Annotated in this window: 20 protein-coding genes and 2 tRNA genes; 5 read left to right on the top strand and 17 right to left on the bottom strand. The window is 41.8% G+C overall.

Features of this window, described 5'->3' with window-relative positions; all coding sequences use genetic code 11:
- Positions 1-36 precede the first annotated feature (36 nt).
- The 6 genes from LEP1GSC185_RS18685 to LEP1GSC185_RS18660 all read right to left on the bottom strand — a co-directional run bounded on the left by LEP1GSC185_RS18685 (position 37) and on the right by LEP1GSC185_RS18660 (position 8,347).
- A complete protein-coding gene (locus tag LEP1GSC185_RS18685) occupies positions 37-1,410 on the bottom strand; it encodes a histidine kinase dimerization/phosphoacceptor domain -containing protein (protein ID WP_008593399.1) in 1,374 nt (457 codons plus the stop codon).
- A 306-nt stretch (positions 1,411-1,716) separates the two neighbouring features.
- Positions 1,717-2,805, bottom strand: a complete 1,089-nt coding sequence (locus LEP1GSC185_RS18680) for an alpha/beta hydrolase (RefSeq protein ID WP_008597343.1) — start codon at positions 2,803-2,805, stop codon at positions 1,717-1,719.
- Positions 2,806-2,814: 9 nt separating this feature from the next.
- Positions 2,815-3,936 carry a peptidoglycan DD-metalloendopeptidase family protein gene (locus tag LEP1GSC185_RS18675; RefSeq protein ID WP_008593205.1) on the bottom strand — a complete coding sequence of 374 codons (1,122 nt, stop codon included), beginning with the start codon at positions 3,934-3,936 and terminating at the stop codon, positions 2,815-2,817.
- A gap of 93 nt (positions 3,937-4,029) precedes the next feature.
- Entirely contained in the window at positions 4,030-4,440 is a 411-nt protein-coding gene (locus LEP1GSC185_RS18670; protein ID WP_008593196.1) for a bactofilin family protein, read from the bottom strand.
- Positions 4,441-4,787: 347 nt separating this feature from the next.
- Positions 4,788-7,262: a penicillin-binding protein 1A gene (locus tag LEP1GSC185_RS18665; protein WP_008593235.1), complete on the bottom strand. Its 2,475-nt coding sequence runs from the start codon at positions 7,260-7,262 to the stop codon at positions 4,788-4,790.
- Between the two features lie 17 nt (positions 7,263-7,279).
- Positions 7,280-8,347, bottom strand: coding sequence for a zinc dependent phospholipase C family protein (locus tag LEP1GSC185_RS18660; protein ID WP_008593401.1), 1,068 nt, complete (start codon positions 8,345-8,347; stop codon positions 7,280-7,282).
- Between the two features lie 77 nt (positions 8,348-8,424).
- On the opposite strand from LEP1GSC185_RS18660, the gene LEP1GSC185_RS18655 reads away from it, so the two are divergent.
- From LEP1GSC185_RS18655 to LEP1GSC185_RS18645, 3 genes are all read left to right on the top strand, one after another.
- Entirely contained in the window at positions 8,425-9,696 is a 1,272-nt protein-coding gene (locus tag LEP1GSC185_RS18655; RefSeq protein ID WP_008593339.1) for a diaminopimelate decarboxylase, read from the top strand.
- A complete protein-coding gene (locus LEP1GSC185_RS18650; RefSeq protein ID WP_008597328.1) occupies positions 9,671-10,387 on the top strand; it encodes an IspD/TarI family cytidylyltransferase in 717 nt (238 codons plus the stop codon). Before LEP1GSC185_RS18655 ends, LEP1GSC185_RS18650 begins: the two co-directional genes overlap by 26 nt.
- Positions 10,388-10,496: 109 nt before the next feature.
- On the top strand, positions 10,497-11,297 hold the full coding sequence (locus tag LEP1GSC185_RS18645) for an SDR family NAD(P)-dependent oxidoreductase (protein WP_008593414.1): 801 nt from the start codon (positions 10,497-10,499) through the stop codon (positions 11,295-11,297).
- A 34-nt stretch (positions 11,298-11,331) separates the two neighbouring features.
- Here LEP1GSC185_RS18645 and LEP1GSC185_RS18640 read toward each other — a convergent pair whose 3' ends face one another.
- From LEP1GSC185_RS18640 to coaE, 9 genes are all read right to left on the bottom strand, one after another.
- Positions 11,332-11,748, bottom strand: coding sequence for a winged helix-turn-helix transcriptional regulator (locus LEP1GSC185_RS18640; RefSeq protein ID WP_008593077.1), 417 nt, complete (start codon positions 11,746-11,748; stop codon positions 11,332-11,334).
- A gap of 114 nt (positions 11,749-11,862) precedes the next feature.
- Positions 11,863-11,944: transfer RNA gene (locus LEP1GSC185_RS18635), tRNA-Leu, on the bottom strand.
- A 174-nt stretch (positions 11,945-12,118) separates the two neighbouring features.
- The gene (locus LEP1GSC185_RS18630; protein WP_232298472.1) at positions 12,119-13,228 is read right to left on the bottom strand and encodes an NHL repeat-containing protein; all 1,110 of its coding nucleotides are present in this window, start codon (positions 13,226-13,228) and stop codon (positions 12,119-12,121) included.
- A gap of 197 nt (positions 13,229-13,425) precedes the next feature.
- Positions 13,426-14,997, bottom strand: coding sequence for a methyl-accepting chemotaxis protein (locus LEP1GSC185_RS18625; RefSeq protein WP_008593361.1), 1,572 nt, complete (start codon positions 14,995-14,997; stop codon positions 13,426-13,428).
- 145 nt (positions 14,998-15,142) lie between these two features.
- Positions 15,143-15,961, bottom strand: a complete 819-nt coding sequence (locus LEP1GSC185_RS18620; protein ID WP_008593348.1) for a CPBP family intramembrane glutamic endopeptidase — start codon at positions 15,959-15,961, stop codon at positions 15,143-15,145.
- 25 nt (positions 15,962-15,986) lie between these two features.
- Positions 15,987-16,676 (bottom strand): hypothetical protein, encoded by a 690-nt coding sequence (locus LEP1GSC185_RS18615; RefSeq protein ID WP_008593243.1) that lies wholly within the window; start codon positions 16,674-16,676, stop codon positions 15,987-15,989.
- 96 nt (positions 16,677-16,772) lie between these two features.
- On the bottom strand, positions 16,773-17,423 hold the full coding sequence (locus LEP1GSC185_RS18610) for an FFLEELY motif protein (protein WP_008593379.1): 651 nt from the start codon (positions 17,421-17,423) through the stop codon (positions 16,773-16,775).
- 86 nt (positions 17,424-17,509) lie between these two features.
- Positions 17,510-18,166: an SPOR domain-containing protein gene (locus LEP1GSC185_RS18605; protein ID WP_008593186.1), complete on the bottom strand. Its 657-nt coding sequence runs from the start codon at positions 18,164-18,166 to the stop codon at positions 17,510-17,512.
- The gene (gene coaE / locus LEP1GSC185_RS18600; RefSeq protein WP_008597316.1) at positions 18,163-18,789 is read right to left on the bottom strand and encodes a dephospho-CoA kinase; all 627 of its coding nucleotides are present in this window, start codon (positions 18,787-18,789) and stop codon (positions 18,163-18,165) included. The genes LEP1GSC185_RS18605 and coaE overlap by 4 nt, the downstream gene beginning before the upstream one ends.
- 131 nt (positions 18,790-18,920) lie before the next feature.
- Here coaE and LEP1GSC185_RS18595 point away from each other — a divergent pair, with 131 nt between their 5' ends.
- Positions 18,921-19,160, top strand: coding sequence for a hypothetical protein (locus LEP1GSC185_RS18595; protein ID WP_008593308.1), 240 nt, complete (start codon positions 18,921-18,923; stop codon positions 19,158-19,160).
- A gap of 8 nt (positions 19,161-19,168) precedes the next feature.
- Here LEP1GSC185_RS18595 and LEP1GSC185_RS18590 read toward each other — a convergent pair.
- Positions 19,169-19,241 (bottom strand) — tRNA-Phe (locus tag LEP1GSC185_RS18590).
- 39 nt (positions 19,242-19,280) lie between these two features.
- Here LEP1GSC185_RS18590 and LEP1GSC185_RS18585 point away from each other — a divergent pair.
- Positions 19,281-19,982: a protein-L-isoaspartate O-methyltransferase family protein gene (locus LEP1GSC185_RS18585; RefSeq protein ID WP_008593231.1), complete on the top strand. Its 702-nt coding sequence runs from the start codon at positions 19,281-19,283 to the stop codon at positions 19,980-19,982.
- A 3-nt stretch (positions 19,983-19,985) separates the two neighbouring features.
- Here LEP1GSC185_RS18585 and LEP1GSC185_RS18580 read toward each other — a convergent pair whose 3' ends face one another.
- Positions 19,986-20,879 carry a porin OmpL1 gene (locus tag LEP1GSC185_RS18580; RefSeq protein ID WP_008593418.1) on the bottom strand — a complete coding sequence of 298 codons (894 nt, stop codon included), beginning with the start codon at positions 20,877-20,879 and terminating at the stop codon, positions 19,986-19,988.
- Between the last annotated feature and the right edge of the window lie 150 nt (positions 20,880-21,029).

Here is a 21,029-nt window from a genome sequence, read left to right as displayed (position 1 = left end):
AGAGTTATCCCATTCGGCCGACGAGTAAAACGTTTTTTAGGTCTCGTGCCTTGCAGGGAAACTTAGGGTTGCCTTGCAGCCGTTTTCGTTCTCTAATTGAAGTTTTCCCCTGAGAAGTTTGACAAAAGAATCCACCAAAGAAAGTCCCAAAGAGCCCGAATTGCGTGTTTGAGGCGCCGCATCGGACAAACCTACGCCGTCGTCTTTGACCTCTAAGAAATACCGTTCGTCGTTCAAACTAAAACGGATTAATATAGAACCGCTTTCTTTACCTTTGAATCCATGTTTGAACGAGTTGGTAAGAAGTTCGTTAATGATCAACGCGCAGTTCATTCCCATTTCGCTTGGGATCTTGGGGGTTTGGATATCCAATATTAATTTGAATTTGGAACGATCCACCTTATGGACCTCGAACAAAAGGTCGGTAAGTTTACGAACATACAGATCGAAACTGATGGAAGATAGGTCATGATTTTCATAAAGCACTTCGTGCAGAAGTGCGACTGCCTGAATCCTATGCTGACTGTCCTTGAAAATATCCAAGGTTTCTTGGTCCTTCAAATTGGAGGCGTTCATACTCAGCAAGGATGAAATAACTGTAAGATTATTTTTGATCCTATGATGGATCTCTTTCAGATAGGACTGGTTGGTATTATCCGATTCTCCCAAACGAAGAACTGTGATACTTCCGCTGGATTTGCCTTCGGTGTTTAAGATTGGGGAGATCTGGATAGAAACCGCAGTTTTATTTCCGATACCGTCGATCGCGAATATTCCATTTTTCTCAATTGTTTGATGAGAAGTTAGCACATCCGAAAGCGGAAGAGCATATGCGGATGAATTGGAATCTTCTAATCTTAAGATCTTTGTTAAGGAAAGTCCGATGGATTCTGCGTAGCTTAGGCCAGCGATCTTTTCCGCAACAGGATTGCAGAATAATACTAGACCGTTCTCATCTGTGGTGATGATCCCGGATTCCATTTGATTCAAGGTGGATTTTAAGGATTCTTCGTTTTTGCGGTTTCTATGTTCCAACTCGTTCTTATACAAAGCCACTTCGATGGAAGAGCGGAGTTGGTCGGACTCGAACGGTTTGACAATATAACCTAGAGGTTGAGTCCTTTTGGCTCTATTAAGAGTGTTCTCATCCGCGTATGCAGTAAGATAAATAACGGGCGTTTGAAATCTGTTTCGGAGGAGTTCCGCAGTTTGGATCCCGTCCAGATTCCCTTCGATATTGATGTCCATTAGGACCAGGTCAGGGTGATTCTCCTCTGCCTTTTGGATGGCCTCCTCTCCGGAGGATGTGATGCCCACAAGATCGTAACCTAATTTTTTAAGTTTTTGCCCCAAGTTGACTGCGACTATGATCTCATCTTCGACAACTAGGATCTTAGGTTTCGTGAGCATACTTCTAATCTACGAATAAAACCGATTGTTTCAACTACATAAATGTAAAATGATAGGTGAAAATATCCGCGGAAATGTGCAAAAGAATTTGAAAGCCTTCTTTGCAAGTAAAATCGAATATGAGTAGGATTTTTGTAAAGACTACTTATAAACCTGTAATTTTTTTTGAAACAACCATCAGAATATAAAAACTTCCCTAATCCTTTCGGACTAAAATTGGAAATATTTTGACATATCGTCTAACGTATATCGGACAAAAGTTGCTCCTGTTCCGGCATGGGGGATAGATCTCGTGTTTAAAAGGATTTAATTTCGGAGAATATAGTTTTCGTTTCCGTACGACTTACGGATGAATAGTCTCTTCTCCGCTCCCAAACCCAAAAACAGTTGGTATAGATCCGTAAGGATCGGTCGGGAAGAATAGTATCCGTGACCCAATGACAATAAAGAAGAGTCTATCGGATTCACATTAACCACATCCACACCTGGAAATTTGGAACAGGCGCCTAGTCTTCCTGTCTGGTGGATCTGCGCGGAGGCGAACAATGCGGAGTCTCCGGGAGAACAATACAATGTGATCCTTTCCGAAGATTTTAATAAGCTGTCTAGTATGAGTATAAACTCACCCGTATCATAATCGGGAGCGTTCAGGACCAATTCTTTCAGAAAAGGTTTATCTCCCCATTCTTTGGAAAGTTCCGAAACTGAATTCAAAACTACCTGGTGTCCCATCGAATGTACTAATAGATGGATTTTCTTATTAGTGGAAGCCATTCTTTTCAGGAAATGTTTGAAAGAATCCCTGCTACTTCTGGCGGAGACTAAATTTTTTTCATAAGTGTTTTTAAGGAAGAAGGTCCCAAGCATGGAGCCGTCTCCTCCCGCAGGCCAAGTATATAAAGCTACCTTGCCTGGAAATTTCAGATCGTATTTGAGTTGAGCCGCTCTTAGTATGGCCTCTTCGAAATTTACGTTAAATCCGTGAACGAATACGATCACTTCTTCGAAAGGGTCTTCTTCTATCCTTTTCCACCAAAGTTTTTCCAGTTCTTCTTTGGTTTTGCCTTGGATAGAGACTCTATGTTCTAAGAATTGAAATGATTTTTCTTTATTTCCGAGTCCGAAGGGCAGGGAACCTATCTCTCTATCTGCCGGAACATTTACCAAGCAGGAGCCGGATTGAGTTCCCATATTCCCGAAATTCAGGAAATAAGAATTAGAACATGCGACTTGTGTGCCGGGATTTACCGCTCTGGAAGTATTAAAAAATACTTCGATCCCATGAGTGGTGGAATATTGGGAATTGGTCCTTTTTTCCAAGTGCTCGGAAATGGAAGGCCCACAACTTAAGGTAAGAAGAAAACTTGAGAAAAGAAAAAATACAGATCGAAACATCATAAAATCTTAATGGTTCGGTTTGGAGCCTCTTTTATAGCTGAGACCTTTTAGATATTTTCCGGGGTTTACCGATTTCCCTTTGTGGATCACCTCGAAATGTAGGTGAGGACCGAAACAATAACCTGTACATCCGGAGGTTGAGATCTTTTTACCCGCAACCACATAGTCTCCACGTTTTACGTTCAGTCTGGAATTATGAGCGTATAATGTTTTGAAATCGTCGTTATGTTCGATCACGATCGCGTTTCCATAACCGCCCATCCATCCGGAGAAAACTACCTTACCGTTACGAGCGGCCATCACCGCTTCGTAGTTCGCTTTTAAATCCAAAGCCTCGTGGAATTTATGTTGAGGGAAAGTCCTCCATCCATAATTGGAAGTGACCACATGAGAAGTTACAGGAACTACCCATTTAGGAGTTGGGTCCGGGATCACAGCACCCGGAAGGAAAACTTTTTGACCTGGACGAAGAATGTCTAGATCGTCCAGTTTATTCTCTTCTAAAATTTCATCCAAGTTTACTTTGTAAAGAGAAGCTACTTTGGCGACAGTATCTCCCGCCTTGAACTTATATAATAGACCTTGTTTATTCGGGATTTGTAATATTTGTCCCGGATATAGAGTATCCTCCAGATTGATACTGGAAGAACCCGCGATGGATTCCATGGAGACCTTATAACGGGTTGCGATCTCCGAAAGTGTTTCGTTCCTTTTAACTTTGTAAGTAACTACTTTGAGTTGTTTCTTTTTGTCGGAAGCGCTCTTGATCTCGTTCGCCATCAAGATGGTGAGTTTTGCCTTTTCGGATTCTTCTAAGAATTTTTCGTCGCCTTTTTTGGCTTTTAAGTCTTCTGAATCGTTCTCTGTCACTTCTGTAGATGCGGATTCCATAGAAGCGTTAGACGGACTCATCCAAATCCCTAAAAATAGGACCATAAAGATGACTGATGCTACAAGAGGGATAACGCGGAATTTGCGTCTTCTGAAGTCCAGGTTTCCGTGATACAGGTTTCCTCTGAAATAAAAGGAATAATGGAAATGGAAGGCGCCCAGGTAGATCAGGGTGAAATTATCTGTCCGGAGGATTTCTTTTCCTGCGGTCAATTGCCTGGGCTTCTTGAAGATCATACTATGAGTATCGGTCGATCGGGCGGAGAACCACCCGAGTTTTTGATTCGAACAAATCTAAGAGATGGGAAAAAGAACTCTATGGCCTTTGAGTTATTCTTCCTTACCGTTGTCCAGGGTCCTTGTGCCGCCAAAAGATTCTTCCACGATCTTTTTAACGTCTTTCTTTTGGCCGCCGGTTACGGTGATATTTCCTTTTGCTACCACACCTTTTGCCAGGGAAAGAGCGGGAGCGATAATATCCCCTAAGAGACGTCCAGTTTCTTCTAAGCGGACTTCTGTTTCCGCCTTAATATTTCCGATCAAAGTCCCTGCTACGATCACTTCTCTTGCGGAAATGTTAGTGCGGACTTTACCTGTTTCTCCAATAAATAATGCGTCGTCGGTTTTAATTTCCCCTTCGAATTTTCCGTCGATACGTAGGGAACCAGCGATATAGAATTTGCCCTCAAATATGGAACCCGGGCCGATTACGCTGTTATTATTATCCTTACCGATGGCCATCTGTTACTCCTGACTGCTGATTCATCTATTTGGTGGGCGGTTCCGAAATCGACAACTCTTTTTGTATGAGATGGATAAGAGAAGATATAAGGGGGAGGTGTCCCCCTCGCTTCAGCCGCTTTGCGTCTTCCGCTACCCCCTCTCCGGGAATCTTATTTCTTCGGACCCCGGACCTAATTTTATTTAAGAAAGAAAAAAGGAAATTCCACGCAAGGTCTCAAAGGGGAAGAAGAGTTTTTTGAGTTTTTGGCACGCAGAGGCCCAAAGACGCGGAGGGCTTTTAAATGTAGGAACTCCCACATCCAAAATCTTTCCCTCTCTGCGGCTTCGCGGCTCTGCGTGAGACCCTACCGGATTACGTCTTCGTCGCCTTCGAAGAGGTTCGGTTTTTTCTTTTTAGTTGTTCCTGGGTCTGTGGTGTGGGTAGGAGTCGGATCCGGTTCGCTCATTCCTCTATGGTCTTCGCAGACTTCTTTAGGGACAGTATCTTTGTCGAAAACTTCTTCTTCTGTCTGGTAACAATGGCTGCCTGGAAGTTTTCCGGAGATGGAGCAGATGGTTCTACGCACAATTTTTGCGTCTCCGAAATCGAATGATTTGGATTTTTCTTTAACGAGTGCGTTTGCCATAAATCTTCCCCAGATGGGAGCGGCTACAACTGCACCCGACATTCCTCTGCCGAGCGAAAGTGTTCCTGTATCGTATCCCACCCAAACGACCGCTACAAGTTCGGGGGTATAACCTGCAAACCAAGCATCCCTAAAATTATTTGTGGTTCCTGTTTTTCCTGCGGCAGGACGGGTGAGTCCGTAAGATCTTGCTCCGGTTCCGGTACCTTTTTTGATCACATCTTCCATCATGGAAGTGATGACGTAGCTTGTTTCCGGAGAGAGTAATCTTTTTCTTTCTTTGGATTCGAATTCTTTTCTGAAATCTTTGATCAGATTTCCTTGTTCGTCTTCCACATATAAAACGCTAAGAGGAAAGACTTGTTTTCCTCCGGAAGCAAATACTGCGTATGCTCGTGCGAGTTCATAAGGAGAAACTTCAAAACTTCCTAATGCGATTGAAAAGTCTCTAGGTAGATTTCTATTCTCTACCTGTAAAAGTTTTTCTAGTCTCGGTAAAAGATTATTCAGACCAGTATGCTCTAAGAGTCGCACAGCAACACTGTTCCTGGAAAGCTCCAAGGCTTGTCTTAATCGAATGAATCCGGAATATTCTCCCGAATAATTGCTTGGGTTCCATTCATCTCCGTCTTCCAAAACGTATTGTAAAGGAGAATCATCGAATAGAGAAGCAGCGGTAACGTTCTTCTTATCGTCCGGATGTTCATGATAGTATTCCATCGCGGAAGCATATACTAACGGCTTGAATGCGGAACCTGGTTGTCTATACGCTTGGAAGGCACGGATCTGCTGGTTATCCGATCTAAATCCAGAACCTCCTACCATCGCGGTGATGTAACCCGTATCCGGACGAATGGAGATTAACGCACCTTCTACAGGAAGTAAATGGTCTTCTGTGGCCTGGGTCCTATAGTTCCAATCGATCGCTTCTCCCAAGCCTTCCGTGCCTGAAATCAAATTTAGAACGGATAGATCGTCCCTGAATTCTTCCTGCCAGGCCCTGTTGAAAGTCCTATACGAACGGGAGATCTTAAATTTAAATTCAGGAAGATCGTGTAATTCTGCCAAAAGTTTATAAGTAGAACCGTAGGTATCTTCGAAAGAGTCGATCTTAGTAAAGGCCCTTTGATTTGATAATTGGGTTTGTTGTTTCAGACCTGCGGATAATGCCTTTTCTGCCTGGGTTTGGTGTTGTATGTTCAGGGTGGTATAGATCTTTAGACCGCCCTCGTAGATCTGTTGGGACGGTATATAACGGGCCAGGTTTTTACGCACATATTCCGTAAAATAAGGGAATTTGTTGAGACGATCCGAGAATGCAGAATCGTTAGGCGAACGATTTAAGGTTATATAATATTCGGAAAATGCCTCGAATTCTCTTTCTGCGGTCTCCACATCCAAGATCCCGTTTTCCACCAGTTTTTTAAAAACGACTCGGACCTTAGACGCGGATGTATTCGGATTTACTAAAGGAGAAAATTCCTTGGGTCTTGTGGTCAAACTGGCAAGTAGTGCAGCTTCTCCCCAGCTTAGGTCCTTGATATCTTTTCTAAAATAGAACTTTGCCGCCGCACCTACACCAATGGTGCCATGACCGAGAGGGATCTCGTTTAAATAAATTCCTATTAGGGTCTTCTTATCGAATACCAATTCAAGAAGAAGTGCAAGCCAAGCTTCTCTCGCCTTACGTAAAAAGGATCTTTCCGTGTTTAAGAATTTTAATCTTGCGACTTGTTGAGTGATTGTGGAAGCACCTTCTTTCACTCTTCCTGCAAGAAGGTTGACCATCGTGGCCCTGAAAATCCCGCGAAGATCTAATCCTTTATGGGATCTGAAATTATTATCTTCCGTAGAGACAAAACAACGAATGACCTTATTCTCTTCGAAACCACCCGGAAGATCTTCGTCGGTGATTACCACTCTGGAAAATCTATAAAACTCCGCGATAGGTTCGTATTTTCCATCCGAGTTGAGCCCGAAGAGTAGAGAAGGTTTTTCGTAACGATCCGCCTTAGGGACCTGCCAAATATCTTTGATGGAGAATACGAATAAAAATCCGTTTAAGAATATAAGTCCCAAAACAAGATACAAAAGTTTGCGGACAGGGTCGGAAGAATCCAAACGGGACTGGATCCTGTCCCTGAAAAGTACTACGAAATATCTTGTGAAAAAATCTACGGGTTCGTGTTTCATTTGGTTTTTTCTGATTCTTATAAAGGCGAAAATTGGCGCATCTTATCTATGCCGTGGAACCTAAGACCGGTATCCAAGTTATATCCTTGGTATTCTTTGATCATGGAAGATCGAGAAGTTTTGTCGTGAACATAACCCCAGGCGTTTGTAACCGCATCTTTTGCAGCCTCGCAAGCCTTGTTGATCAACTCCACGAAGGAATCATTTCGGATCAGGTTCGGGTCCGCAGGATAAGACCATTCTCTTTTTTCTTCGTTCATGATCCTTTTATCTATATGTTCCTTTAATGGAAGCATTAGAACCGAAGAATTTACTTTATGCAAAGTGATCTTATCTAAAAAACTGAGCGCTGCTCTTACTATCTTACTTCTGGAATCCAAGTATCTATGAAAGTACAAATAACCTAAAAAGGATTCGTTCAAAATATCTCCGGGGATGATCTTTTCTTCGGAGCCGATATATTTTTCTTTGAACTCTTTCGGGAAAGTCGCCTTTAAACCTTTCAGCCAAAAGTGCCAAAGCATAGGGTCCATTTTTTTCTTCCCATCTTTTCCTTTGAAGATCAGATCCACATGCTGTACGAAATCATATGCTTTCGGGGTCATTCCCCATCTAAAATCCAGAAGCCAGGAATCCAAAGCGAACTCTACTCTCATATGATTGTATTGCGCTTTGGAACTGATTTGTTTGTCAGGACTATAATAATCTCCTGAGATAAAGAAGATATATGGATGAGTGACAATATCCACTGCGCAGTGAATGATATAGCCTAATGTGAATGCAAGAAAACGATCTCTATATATTCCTTCCTCGACTGTAAGGACTCCGTCCAAAAAATTCAGGATCAATTCTAAAACTTTTTCGTGATGGCTTAGGTCTCCCCAAGGAAGCGCTTTTTTGGTGCGAACAGGAGAAAGAACATGATAAAAATAAAAAATATCGGGCGCGATCGCACCTATATTGGCAAACTTACGAGTACCTTCTTCTCTCAAAAGTTTTGCGATCTTTCTTTGTTCCGCAGTTCCGTGATCCAGATGTTTGCAGACTTGAGAAAGAGCTTCGAGATGAGTGATTTTGCCTGCCATATCGGAATTTTGCCTTTGAAAAAACCCGGACCGCTCTAAAAGATGGCCTAGAAGGATCTAGAAAACCCTCTAAGCCTATGCAATCAATAGAAAATCTTAAATTTTTGACTCCCGAAGAAGCTATAAAAATCGCTACAAATTTCGGAACTCCGGTTTTTGTGTACTCCCGCAAAGGGATCGAAAAAAGTTGCGATGATGCACTTGCCTTTCCCAACGCTTTCGGCCTGACCGTTCGATTTGCAATGAAAGCAAATCCGGGGCGCACAGTTCTGGAAATATTAAGGAAGAAGGGAATACATATAGACGCATCTTCCGAACACGAAGTGAGACGCGCGATACTCGCAGGATTCAAACCTTCCGATATTCTACTCACTTCCCAACAACTGGCAAGCTCCTTAAAGGATCTGATTCCTCAAGGAGTACAATTCAACGCCTGTTCTCTCCGACAATTGGAAGAATACGGAAAATTATTTCCTGGCGGGGAAGTAAGCGTCCGTTTTAATCCTGGTTTAGGTTCTGGGGCTACCAAAAAAACCGATGTAGGAGGTAAAACATCCTCTTTCGGTATATGGCATGAAGAGATCGGAAAAGTGAAAGAGATCGTTTCTAAATACGGGCTTAAATTAGTTCGAGTTCATACTCATATCGGCTCCGGTTCAGATCCGGAAGTCTGGAAAGCTGTTGCACATTATACCTTGGAGATCGCAGCTCAGTTTGCGGATTGTAGGACTGTGAATTTAGGCGGAGGCTTTAAAGTTGGAAGAATGATCGGCGAAAAAACCACCGATCCTCAAACCATCGGAAAGCCGGTCAAAGAACTCTTTGAAAATTACGCCAAAGAAAAAGGGATCCAACTTAAAATGGAAATAGAGCCGGGTTCATTCTTAATGGTGAATAACGGAGCAATTCTCACTCAGGTGGACGATATAGTCTATACTGGGGAAGGCGGATATACTTTCGTAAAACTAGACATGGGAATGGATGTAAATACGAGACCCGCTTTGTATGCGGCAAAACATCCGTTGGTTGTTATTCCCCAAAAAGAAAAGTCTGAACAAAAGACCGGAGATTTTGTATACGTAGGGCATTGTTGCGAAAGCGGCGACTTGATCACTCAGGAAGAAGGGGGAGGGCCACAACTTAGGACTACTGAAATTCCTGAGATCGGAGACTTAGTCGTGATGGAAGGAACCGGCGCTTATTGTTCTTCCATGTCGGTAAAAAATTATAATTCTTACCCCGAAACTCAAGAAGTCCTGATCGATCTGGACGGTTCGGTAAAGTTAGTCCGTAAAAAACAAACTCTGGAACAAATTTTACAAAATGAGCTCTTGGTTTCCATCGGGTAATATTTATCTGCTGCTTCTTTCGGGAGGAACAGGCTCCCGAATGAGGTCGGAACTTCCGAAACAATTCTTAGAATTAAACGGAAAACCAATCTTAATCCATAGTCTCCAGACTCTAATAGACTGGGGAAAGACCAAAAGTATTGTCATTGTATCTCACAAGGATTATATCCTAAGATCGGAAACTCTTTGTTCTCCGTATTTGAGGGAAAGAGATAGAATTGTAGAGGGCGGAGACACAAGACACGGATCCACATTAGCTGGGATTTCAAGTATTCAATTTTCTGCAAACGATATCATATTGATCCATGATGCGGCAAGACCGTTCGTTTCTCCGGACGACTTGGACAGATTATCCAGCGCTACGGAAAAATTCGGAGTGGCCACTCTTGCTTCTAAAAATCACGAAACAGTTTTGGAAGAAGTGAAAGACGGCCTTAAATTTTTAAACCGGGATAAAATCTGGTTTATGAAAACTCCCCAAGGGATTAGGGGAGATATTCTGAAAGAGATCCTAGAAAAACCATCCAGAGTAGAACCTACGGATCTATGCACATGGGCTCAAGAGCAGGGAATCGGTTCCAGGCTGGTAGAATCCAATCCTTACAATCTGAAAATTACCGAAAAATCCGATCTTTCCCTTGCGGAAGCTATTCAACCGCTGTTCCAAAATTGGAAGAATGAGATAATTTAATATTTTTTTGCCTTTAGTATCCGGAATAACTTGCAAAAAACACTTGCATTTTGCAAGTTGAATTGAGTTATTTTACTTGTGAAATGCAAGTAAAAATTTGGATAAAAAGATGAAACAAACAATTTTAGTGACTGGGGCTTCTTCCGGGATCGGATTACTGATCGCCAAAAAACTTCACGAAAACGGCCATAATGTGATTGGGACAAGCCGTAATCCCAAAAAATCTCAGTCGGGAGTACCTTTCAAATTATTACCTCTGGATATCGCAGATGACGATTCGATCGTTTCTTTCGGTAAGTTATTGTTTAGTGAAATCGATACGTTGGACGTATTGATCAATAATGCAGGATATTTAGTAAAAGGATTAGCCGAAGAAACTTCGATAGAACTAGGGAGACAACAATTTGAAACAAACTTTTGGGGAACTCTTAAGCTTACAAACGAGTTGTTGCCTTATTTAAGAAAACAAAGATCGGGAAAAATAATCACTATCGGTTCTTTTTTAGGCTTAATTAGTCTTCCGAACGTTTCTTATTATTCTGCTTCGAAGCATGCATTGGAAGGATATTTCAAATCTTTACGGTTCGAACTGAATCAATTTAACATCAAAGTCTGTATGGTCGAGCCTATGGCGTTTAAAACGAATATCAGCGACAATTCGATTTCAGCCAAGGGACTTATAGGTGAATATGATTCTTTCCGTGGGAAGATCGTAGAGTTTACAAAAAAAGAATTTGATAATGTGCCCGGACCAGAACCGGTCGTAAATACAGTCCTGAAAATTGTGAACGAAAAAACTCCGAAATTCAGTTATCCAGTCGGAAAAGGTGCATCTCTTTTTCTAACATTACAAAGATTTGCCTATAATACTTTTGAACGAGCAATTCTAAAAAAAGTAAATCAGACATGAAACTAAAATGATCTGCTGGGATGTCGATTCTAGATCAAGTTTGGGCCTTCTCCAGTTCCTTGGTCATTGCCTTGATAAATCCCGGCTTATCTTTTTTTACTTCTTTTAACATCGCTTTTCTATCTGCAGGGATTGTAGAATATTTTTCCGCCCATAAATTTATCTCTAACAATATAGGAAGCAGATCTATCCCTTTCCGAGTGAGTTTATATAATACTTTTGCCTTGCTATCCGGGTGCTCGTGCTTTTCGATAATCTTATTTTCTTCTAGAACCTGTAGTCTTGAAGCCAAAATGTTGGTCGCTATACCTTCTTTGGACTTTAGGAAATCGCCATAAGTACATTCTTTTGCGAACATTAGATCTCTTATAATGAGTAAGGACCATTTATCTCCCCAAACATCGAGAGAGCAGCTAATCGGACAGTCCGACCTTTTTTTACCTTTAGTCATATATCTTTCCTGATTCACTTTAAATCACCACTTGCATATTGCAAGAAGATATAAAAGTAAAAACTTCTGGATGTACGTATCAGAATGTTTGATTGTTATGAAGAGGAAAGTTTTTGCGAGTGGAGGGACTCGAACCCCCACACATTACTGCACCAGAACCTAAATCTGGCGTGTCTACCAATTTCACCACACTCGCGACGGGTTACGAAAGTCAGTTTTTCAATAGAGGTGGGGAAGTCAAGAATATTGTATAAGCACCCGCGAAGGATCGAGCCGGGGTCATAAAAATCGAGAATGCGATTTTTTGACCGGAGGCGAGAGCCTGACCCGAGCAGACAGCGGGGATGTTTTGCGAGGGACGCGGCAAAATTTACCATTCGGAATATACAATCTTGATCTTTAGAATTCGATTGCCGGTCTGATGGACAGCATATAAATAACCGTTACTCGCAACCGTAAGTTTTGCTCCCACAATCGGATAATACACATTCGGAATAGATGGTGGTTCCACTTGTAGAGTCGCTCTTTGTTGTAAAGAGGGGTCATATCCACGAATGGTCCCTTGGTACATATCTGATATGATCACATTTCCAAAGGAGTCTGTCGCGATTGCATATGGTTTCACTCCTGTTCCTACGTGAAAAAGTCCATTGAGATAAGTTCCATCCGGAGCCCATACGGAAAGAACTGGATCGTGAACCGAATCCACCACTAATAAATTTCCGATGGTCGAATCTATACTTGCATCTTTTGTAATATTGAAAGCACCTATATCGTTTCCGTGGAAGCTTCCTCTTAGATAATTTATGCCTGCTAAAGGGGTGTGCCAGCCTTTTACATTGTTCGCATCTTTTCCAAGCCAGCCTTCATAGGTTCCTGATTGGTCGTAGCGATTCACATAATATAATACTTCGCCGGCTACATAGATCTTATTTCCGTAAAAAGAAATAGAGCCGAAAGTATTCATTGCTCCATCGTCTTGTACTGCCGAAGGATTACCTTGCGGTTGGCCGGTTGTATGCCAACCGATACTATTGTCGCTAGCCTTACCTAACCATGCTTCAAAATTTAAAGAACTATCGAATCGTTGCACCCGATATGCGTCAGAAACGTACAAACGATCTTGGGGATCTATTGCGAGCCCGCCTATGATAGTAAATTCTTCCGGGTTCAGTCCGAAGGCTGCGACTGCGTTTGTGGGCGCTGAATGAAATCCAGTTGTTCCATTCGTATCTAATCCAAGCCATCCTAAAAATTTTCCGGAAGGATCGAACTTTAAAACTCTGGATCTAGTAGTTGTAACGTATAAGGGGCAGCTTCCGGTATAATCATGTTGTACATCGCAAGTCCAAGATTTCTCTGCGACGTATACGTTCTCTTGGCTATCTACCGCGATTGCATAAGGATTATCAAAATTGTATTCTATTGTAGAAACGATACGAAAACCCTTCGGTTGAGTGGACAGAAGGATCGCTTCCATCCCTAAAAGTGCGGGATTCTCTTTAGAGGATCGTCCACAGGATATGAAAACTCCTGAGGCAATTAGTATTGTTGAGAAAAACCTGGAACCGAAGTTTTCCATTTGTATAACAACAATCGGAAATCAAAAATTTCCGCTAAAGACAACGGAATTACTCTTGATCTCCAATTTTTTAGAAAGAATTTTTTTCCTAAAACTTACTGAATCACCAGCCTTTCCGATTGTTCCGACAGTTCCTCTAAACTGGCCCTCATTCTATTCGAACCTTCCGAAATGATATTCGAAGATTGTTCAATAGAAGAAAGAGCGTGGACCACTTCTTTGGTCCCGTTCTTCTGTTCGCTTGCGATGGATTCGATTTGTCTGGAAAGATCGAATAATTCGCGGAAAGATTTTAAGAAGGATTCGTGGATGCGCCCTTGGTTTTCTACCCTGGATCTCAATTGGTTCAGGTTATCTACCACGGAAGTAAATCCGGATTCTTGGACGGAAACTTTTCGTTTTGTTTCTTCTGCTGCAGTGTTTCCGTTCGTGATCAGTTTTGCCGCTTCTGCGATAATTTTAGAGATTGTGGCCGCGTTTTCGGAGGCGCTATCTGCAAGTTTTGCTACTTCTTGCGCCACTACTGCGAATCCTTTTCCATGTTCTCCCGCTCTTGCTGCCTCGATAGAAGCGTTTAATGCTAGTAAGTTTGTCCTATCCGCGATCTCTCTCATCATATCGTTTACATCTTGGACTTTTTGGAAGGATTTACTTACTTCTCCGAAATTATTTCCTAATACTTCCATAGCCCCGGAAACATCCTTGCTATAAACTTTGGATTCTTCCGTTGTCTTGGATAATGAATCTGTGGAAATTCGAACTTCTTTTAAGATCGAATTTAAAGTATCACTCTCTTTGTTCAGTTCTTCTATTTTGCCGAATTGTGCTTTTACGAATTCTGCCGCGCTATCTGTGGATGCGGCTAATTCTTCGAGCGAAGCGCTAATTTGTTCCATGCTAGAAACCTGGCTCTGGATTTCCGAGTTTAGAGTATCCATTTCGTTTTTCATCTCGGAAGTGTTTCTGTTCAATACTGTGGCTTCTTCCGAAATTCTGTTCTTGGTTTTCTCTGCTTCTTCACTTTTTGCTTCTGCCTCGACGGTGGACTTAATGGCGACGTCTGAAACTGAAACTAAAAATTTCACTACTGAAGTTAAGATATGGATCCCTAAAACGAAAAATACGAATCGAATGATCTCAAAAAACACAGAGATCTCTGTCGGTTTATCTGTATTGTATTTAAATTCCACTCCATTCAACCAGGCGAAATAATCCATGGAGAATGTTCCGATCAAAGCAAGATATCCTACCATTAAAGTGGTTTTAGGCGAAAGTAGGAGACCGGAATAGATCATCACAAAAAAATACAACATTATGAAGAATGGCATCTTTAACGTTCCGACCATTGCTTCGGCATTCGCTGCATAGACGGTTACCGTTATGAAGATAAGCGAATACATTAAGATATCTAAATATACGCAAAAAGTTACGAATACACTTTTGAGTTTTCCTTTTTTGAGTAGGTAGATCTGAGTGATCCCGTAACCGAAAATAGTGAGTTCTATTAGAAAGTTTATGAGTGTGCTGGTTTGGGAGCTGGACCCTTGAGAGAATAAAGCCAGAACATTCACAAAAAGCATCACTATAGAGAATCCAATCCGGATCCTATTGATGCTGATCGCTCCTTTTTCTGAAAAATTTGTAGTTTGGACGGAGTTTGCAACCATTGTTATTTTGCCTTTTTAATTCTAACGGAGTGATCCGAATATACGAATGGCCGAGAGGTTTCGGCCAATACTGTTCGACTTCTAAAAACGAAAAAACTACACAGTCTTGATCCGAATAGAAAAAACGGACCTTCGTATCGTTAGCTTATGCGGTTTTTTCCTTCCTTCTTCCGAACAAAAAGAGAGTAAAAGATAATCCAAAACAAGTAATGAGTAAACCCAAAAGGTCTAGCCAAATCGGTTGTAGCACTTGAATTTTTCCGGAAATGGGCGCGGAAAAACCCGGGATCTCGAGTCGGAGCCCATGCAAAACTATCAACGGGATCCCGTTAAAAACTGCGTGGATTAAAATCGAATTCCAGATCGAATCCGTTTTGTAAACTACCCAAGCCATATAGATCCCGAGAATACTAGAACCGATAAATTGCCAAGGGTTCAAGTGGATCAGCCCGAACAATAAAGAGGAAAGAAGGAAAGAAGAAAGAACCGAAAAATGTTTTAAGAATCTATCTAAGATTACTCCTCTAAACATAAGTTCCTCAGTGATCGGAGCTATGACGGAAAGTAAGATCGCTGATAAGAATATATTCTCCCCATCGAATAATCCTTGGAATAAGTTTATGATGAAGTCCGGCTTTGGAACTAACATGGAAAACAAATTATCCACTTCGGAAAGTAGAAAGGAAAAACCGATCGCTGTGATAACAAAGCTGATCGCCTCGAGCGGCTTTAAAGGTTTGAGGCGCAGAACTTCTGAATATTCTTTTTTAGAAATTTTGAGCCCTATCCAGATCGCTAATCCGAAGGAAGCCGAGTTCCCTATCGCCGTGATTACTTTCCCATCTAGATTCCATTTTAGAACGGATTGAAGGATCACAAATACAATCCCTATTCCGATACCGGTAACTAAAACTAAGAGGCAGAGAAGTACCGCCCCTAAAAACGGATAATTTTTATTTTGCACGGATTGGAAAAATACCTAAGTAAGATCAGGATTCCACAGGTATTCTTTTGCCGTCTAACCAACCTGCTACCCAAGCAAGAAGAATATAACCGACTAATGCTTGGATAGAAAATTCAGGAATGGTAAGCGGAGGAGGGAAGAATGGTGTCGCGACGGCTAGTACCAAAAGTATTCCGCCAAAGATCTGCATTCCGTATTTTCCACCGAATGTAGGACCTGGTTTAGTTGCCCTAAAATATAAAGCCAAACCGATCACTGTAATTGTCACTTCAGTTGCGATGGAAAGAGTCCTATTATGCCAAAGACCGAAACCGATTTTAGGGCCTGAATCGAATAGTATAGGTAGGTCCTGTGTATGCATCGGGAGGTCCAAAAAGTAATGAGAAAGAACTGTAAGACCGATTAGACCTGAAATTTTATTCTTTAAAGAATCCGAATACGGTTTGGATCTTAAAAAGACGAATTTAAAAATTAGAAAACATAAGATCGACCAACCAATCCCTCCCACTAAACTATGAGTGATGGGCATATAATAAAGATCGAAATTATTCACTTCGGTAAAACCCGGAACGAATCTGATACCTTCGATCCCGAATAAGATAAAGATCATAAACAGAATATCTACAAATTGAACTCCCACAAAGGTTGCCCAGAGAGGAGTTTTAGGTTCCACTTTTTTAGAAGCGAAAGAAACGCTATAATGTCCTATAAACATGAGTTTGCCCCAAGGCCAAAGATCCGGCCGGAGCAAAGGATCTAGGAAATCTAAAAAAAGGCAAGAGGGAATCTGGAACTAAGTTCTTCGGAAAAATTAAAATTGGATCGGCTCGTGTTTTTCGCCGTTGATCAATTTGCCTAAAAGTCTGTTTTCCCTATCGATAAACGAATCAATGAAAGGTTGTAAATCTTTGATCTTTGAAGATAGATTATAACCAGCCTCCATAGTATCCACTAAAGAAGTAGCTCCTACCATGGAGGCTGCAACTTTGATCGGTGCCATAATCAGTTTTACCATGGGAAGTTTGGAAAGAGAGAAGAAAAACTTAAGAGTATCTCCCACCATTCCTATCTGAGTTCTTCTGTCGTCGAATCTTCCTACTGCGCCTAATGCAGCATAAAGATTTTCTTGAGGGATCTCACCGTTCTCTATAAGATTATTTTCGATAACTACTTTGGCAGTATCAAAATCCAAAGAGTCCGTGAGTTTGTTTAGTAGAATAATCTGATGGATATTGTCGGTCATCGCCTTACCGGCGACCGTTTTTAATTTTTCGTACAAACTTTCGAGTGCGTTGTCCCTTTCTTCCTTATTGGAGGGAGCGTAGAGATTGTTTTCGAAAAAGCCAGGGATCCCGTCGTATCCCTTAATCGACGTTAAAAGATCCGAATATGTATGACGCAATCTTTCGATTGTGGATCTGACAACGGCAAGACGAACTGGTTCGAGTTCTTTCAGATCCATTTCTGTTAACAACGAACTTGGGGTTTTACGGTTCCTGGGTCAATTGAAAAAATATAGAAGATCGGCCGGCGAAATATCTAAAAAAATTATTCCTTAGAGACCAAAGCGTTTTCTTTCAAGTTACCTGGAAGTTTTTTCATAGATCTTTCCGCGTCCTCCTTGGATGGAAAATTTCCCATACGGACCGTAAAGTAACCGTTTTTGGTTTTTTTCACGTAGGACTTCCCACCTAAAGACGACTTGAGTTCATCAGCCTTCTCTTTGGTCTTAAACGCAGCTACCTGAACAAAAAAATCGTTATCAGCTTTGTGGACCGCTGTCTTACGCGGAGAGGTATGGATTGATTTTTTGGATTCCTTTTCTTTCCGGACTAATTTTTTTTCAGGATGAGAAGAAGACGGAGCTTCCACATCTATTTTGGATGGCTCTTCTTTTTTGCTGGGAGAAACTTCGGATCTTAGATCCACAACTTCGGCGCCAGGAGGAAGATTTCTGAATTTAACTTCTTCTTCCTTTTTAACGGCAGAGGTAGCCGATGATTCTTCCATCGCTTGGTTCACAGTAGAAGAAGATAAGGATTCTCTATTGGAGTTCAGAGCCAGGTCGTCTTGCACTTGGCCTCTCTTTCTGCCTACGGAGACTCCTAAGAAGAAGAATGAAAAAAGAAGTCCCACTAAAAATAGGGAGAGTAGAGAGATCCTTTTATTGTCCAGATTGATGACGTAGAAAACTTTTTCCTTCATTTCATTCTTCCTTTTAACTCAGCGTACAAATATTCGCATTCTTTACGAAGGTCATTCAAATCCCCTGTGTTCTTAATAGAATAGTCGGCCTTCTTCGCTTTTTCCTGAAGTGAAAGCTGGCTTTTTGCCCTCGCTTCCGCTTCTTCTCTGCTAATCCCGTCCCTTTTGACAGTTCTATCAAGGGAAGTTTCCGGGTCAGAGATGACACATACAGTTGCATCACAAAGTGTATATGAATCCGTTTCGAATAGAAGTGGGACCTCCCACAGAACTAGGCTTCCTTTTTCCAAGCCGTTCAGAACTTCCAAAAACTCCTTACGTATCCTTGGATGGGTCAAAGAGTTTAGGATCTTTAGCATTTCGGGATTCCCGAACACCAATTTTGCGATCCTTTTCCGATCAATTTTGCCGGACTCATCCAGAATTTCAGGGCCTAAAGAATCGATCAGTTCCTGAGAGATCGGACTATCCGGATCGGTATATTTACGCGCGATCTCGTCAGCGCTAATCCGTATCCCGCCCATCTCTTCTAAGATCTTAGTTGCAGTGGATTTGCCTCCGCCGATCATCCCAGTGATCCCGACAAGAAAAGCCCCGTCAGTTCTAAGAGAGGACCGAGTCATTGGGAAAGATTATAAGAAAAGGCTTTTTAGTACAAGCTTTTTAAGAATCTCTCATATAAGTAAAATGATGAGGCAAAAGGGGAGAATAAATCTCTTTCCAAAAGATCTAGACTTGATAGAGAAGTAGAATCATGAAATACTTGGAAACTTCTCAGATCATCCCAGCTAAGGGGATGTCTTACACGATGTATGAAATCGAAGGGGAGGACCAGATTTTACGGATGCTTACTTATATACCGGACACGGATGAGATACATATCTACCCTAAACCACCGGTAAAAAAATTATATAAGCCCGAACTTTGTAAACAAGTAGAGGATCTGGTATTTACGGAATTATGGAAGCTAGGAGAGGAAAGAAAGAACGGATAATCGGGTTTTGGCTTCGGGCAGAATCGAACTGCCGACACAAGGATTTTCAGTCCTCTGCTCTACCGACTGAGCTACAAAGCCGAACCCATAACCAAATTACTGAGCCGGGTCCATACGTCAATGGAAAATCCTGATTTAGGCTTCGTCTCCCCATTTGATGACGCGGAGACTGTTCTTGCAAGAGAGAGAATGGTCCGAACACAAATCTCAGAAAGAGGGATCAAGGACCCGAACCTGCTTTCCGCATTTCTAAAAGTTCCCAGACATATCTTTCTTCCGGAAAAAACCAGAGAACATTCTTATGAAGACAAAGCGGTCCCGATCGGGGAAGAACAAACCATCTCTCAACCTTATATAGTCGCATATATCGCAGACCAACTCCATGTGAGATCCGGAGATACAATTTTAGAGATAGGCACAGGCTCCGGATATTTGACCGCGATCTTGGATTCACTCGGAGCAAAACTTGTCTCTTCGGAAATCGTACCTGAATTGTACGAAAGATCGTCGAAAGTTTTGGAAAATTGGTCTCCCGGATTTACAAAACGGAACAAGATCTTGTTTGGAGATGCATTACTTCTCGCCCAAACGAAAGAAAAATTTTCTAAATTCGTATCTTCTGCATGTTTCCCGAAAATTCCCGGACCTGGAAGTCTGATCTTCGAATCCCTTCTGGAAGAAGGGGTCGCAGTGTTTCCGGTAGAGTGGAAAGAAGATGTTCAGTTACTTCTCACCCTCCAAAAAAAACAAAACGGATTCATTGAAACAAACCGTTTGCCTGTGAAATTCGTTCCACTTTTGGGAAGAACGGATTTGGTTTAAAGATCAGATCTCGTGTTTGTATCCGATTCTATACTGGGTTCCGCCTAAAACCTGGGGATAGGCTACACTCGGTGCTAGACCTTGGATGCCGCCCAAGGAAGAAGGATGAGCGATCCCATATTGAAAGGAAAATAACGTTTCCATTTCCATATAAATATGGCCCTTATCGGACATTCTGGCTTGGGCCCCGATCAACCAATTGGGAGCAACTCCGGAGACATTAAATTTAGTATTTTCCCAGTTTGCGGAAGGATCCGTTCCATCCGCGACCAAGCCGAGCACGGTAGTATTTGTAATACCTGCATTCACTAAGGCCTCATGTACATCATTTAAACGATTATGACCTGCTAAACTCCAACCACCTTTGAAGTAATGTATCCCGGCTCCTATATAAATAGCTGCATCCTCCGAAACGGAAAGTTTGATACCTATATTTATAGGGATCTGGATTGCATTATAATCCCAGATCATATGATAGAAGGATTGGCCTGCAAATTTTGCTTCTGTATCTCCTCCCATAACCTTACGAGTGTAGTGCGCGTTTACTCTCCAAAAGAAGGCTTTCCCAAAATCTTGTTCGTATCCGAAAGACAGAGTAAGACCGGTCATCCCACCGTTTGTTTTGGCGCTAATTAATCCGTTGGAAGAATGTTGTAATGTTAGCAAACGGTTTTCCGGAATGACCGCTAAACGTGGCAGAACTCCGGTTCCTCCATCTGTGGACGTCGCTTTGTAATTATTCGAAGAATCTAAACCGTCCGTAGAGATTGTGTTTCCTAATGCCCCTAGATCAAATTGTAATCCGGCGCTTCCCATTACGTATGACTTTGCTTCTAAATAGATTCCCGGCAATAAGAGAAGAAATGTTGCGATCGTTCTTTTGGCAGCTTGTATCATAGTATTCTCCATTAACTATTCTTAAACAAGCCCATTGAATTAAATTAGTCCCCAAAACAGCGACTATTTTTCGGGTAGGATGAGGTTTATATTTGTCATTTAAAAATAAAAAAGGCCCTCCTTTCGGAGAGCCTTTGCATCCAAACAAAA

This window comes from Leptospira licerasiae serovar Varillal str. VAR 010 (assembly GCF_000244755.1).
Taxonomy (GTDB): Bacteria; Spirochaetota; Leptospiria; order Leptospirales; family Leptospiraceae; genus Leptospira_B; species Leptospira_B licerasiae.
This window is presented reverse-complemented; position numbering and strand designations above follow the sequence as displayed.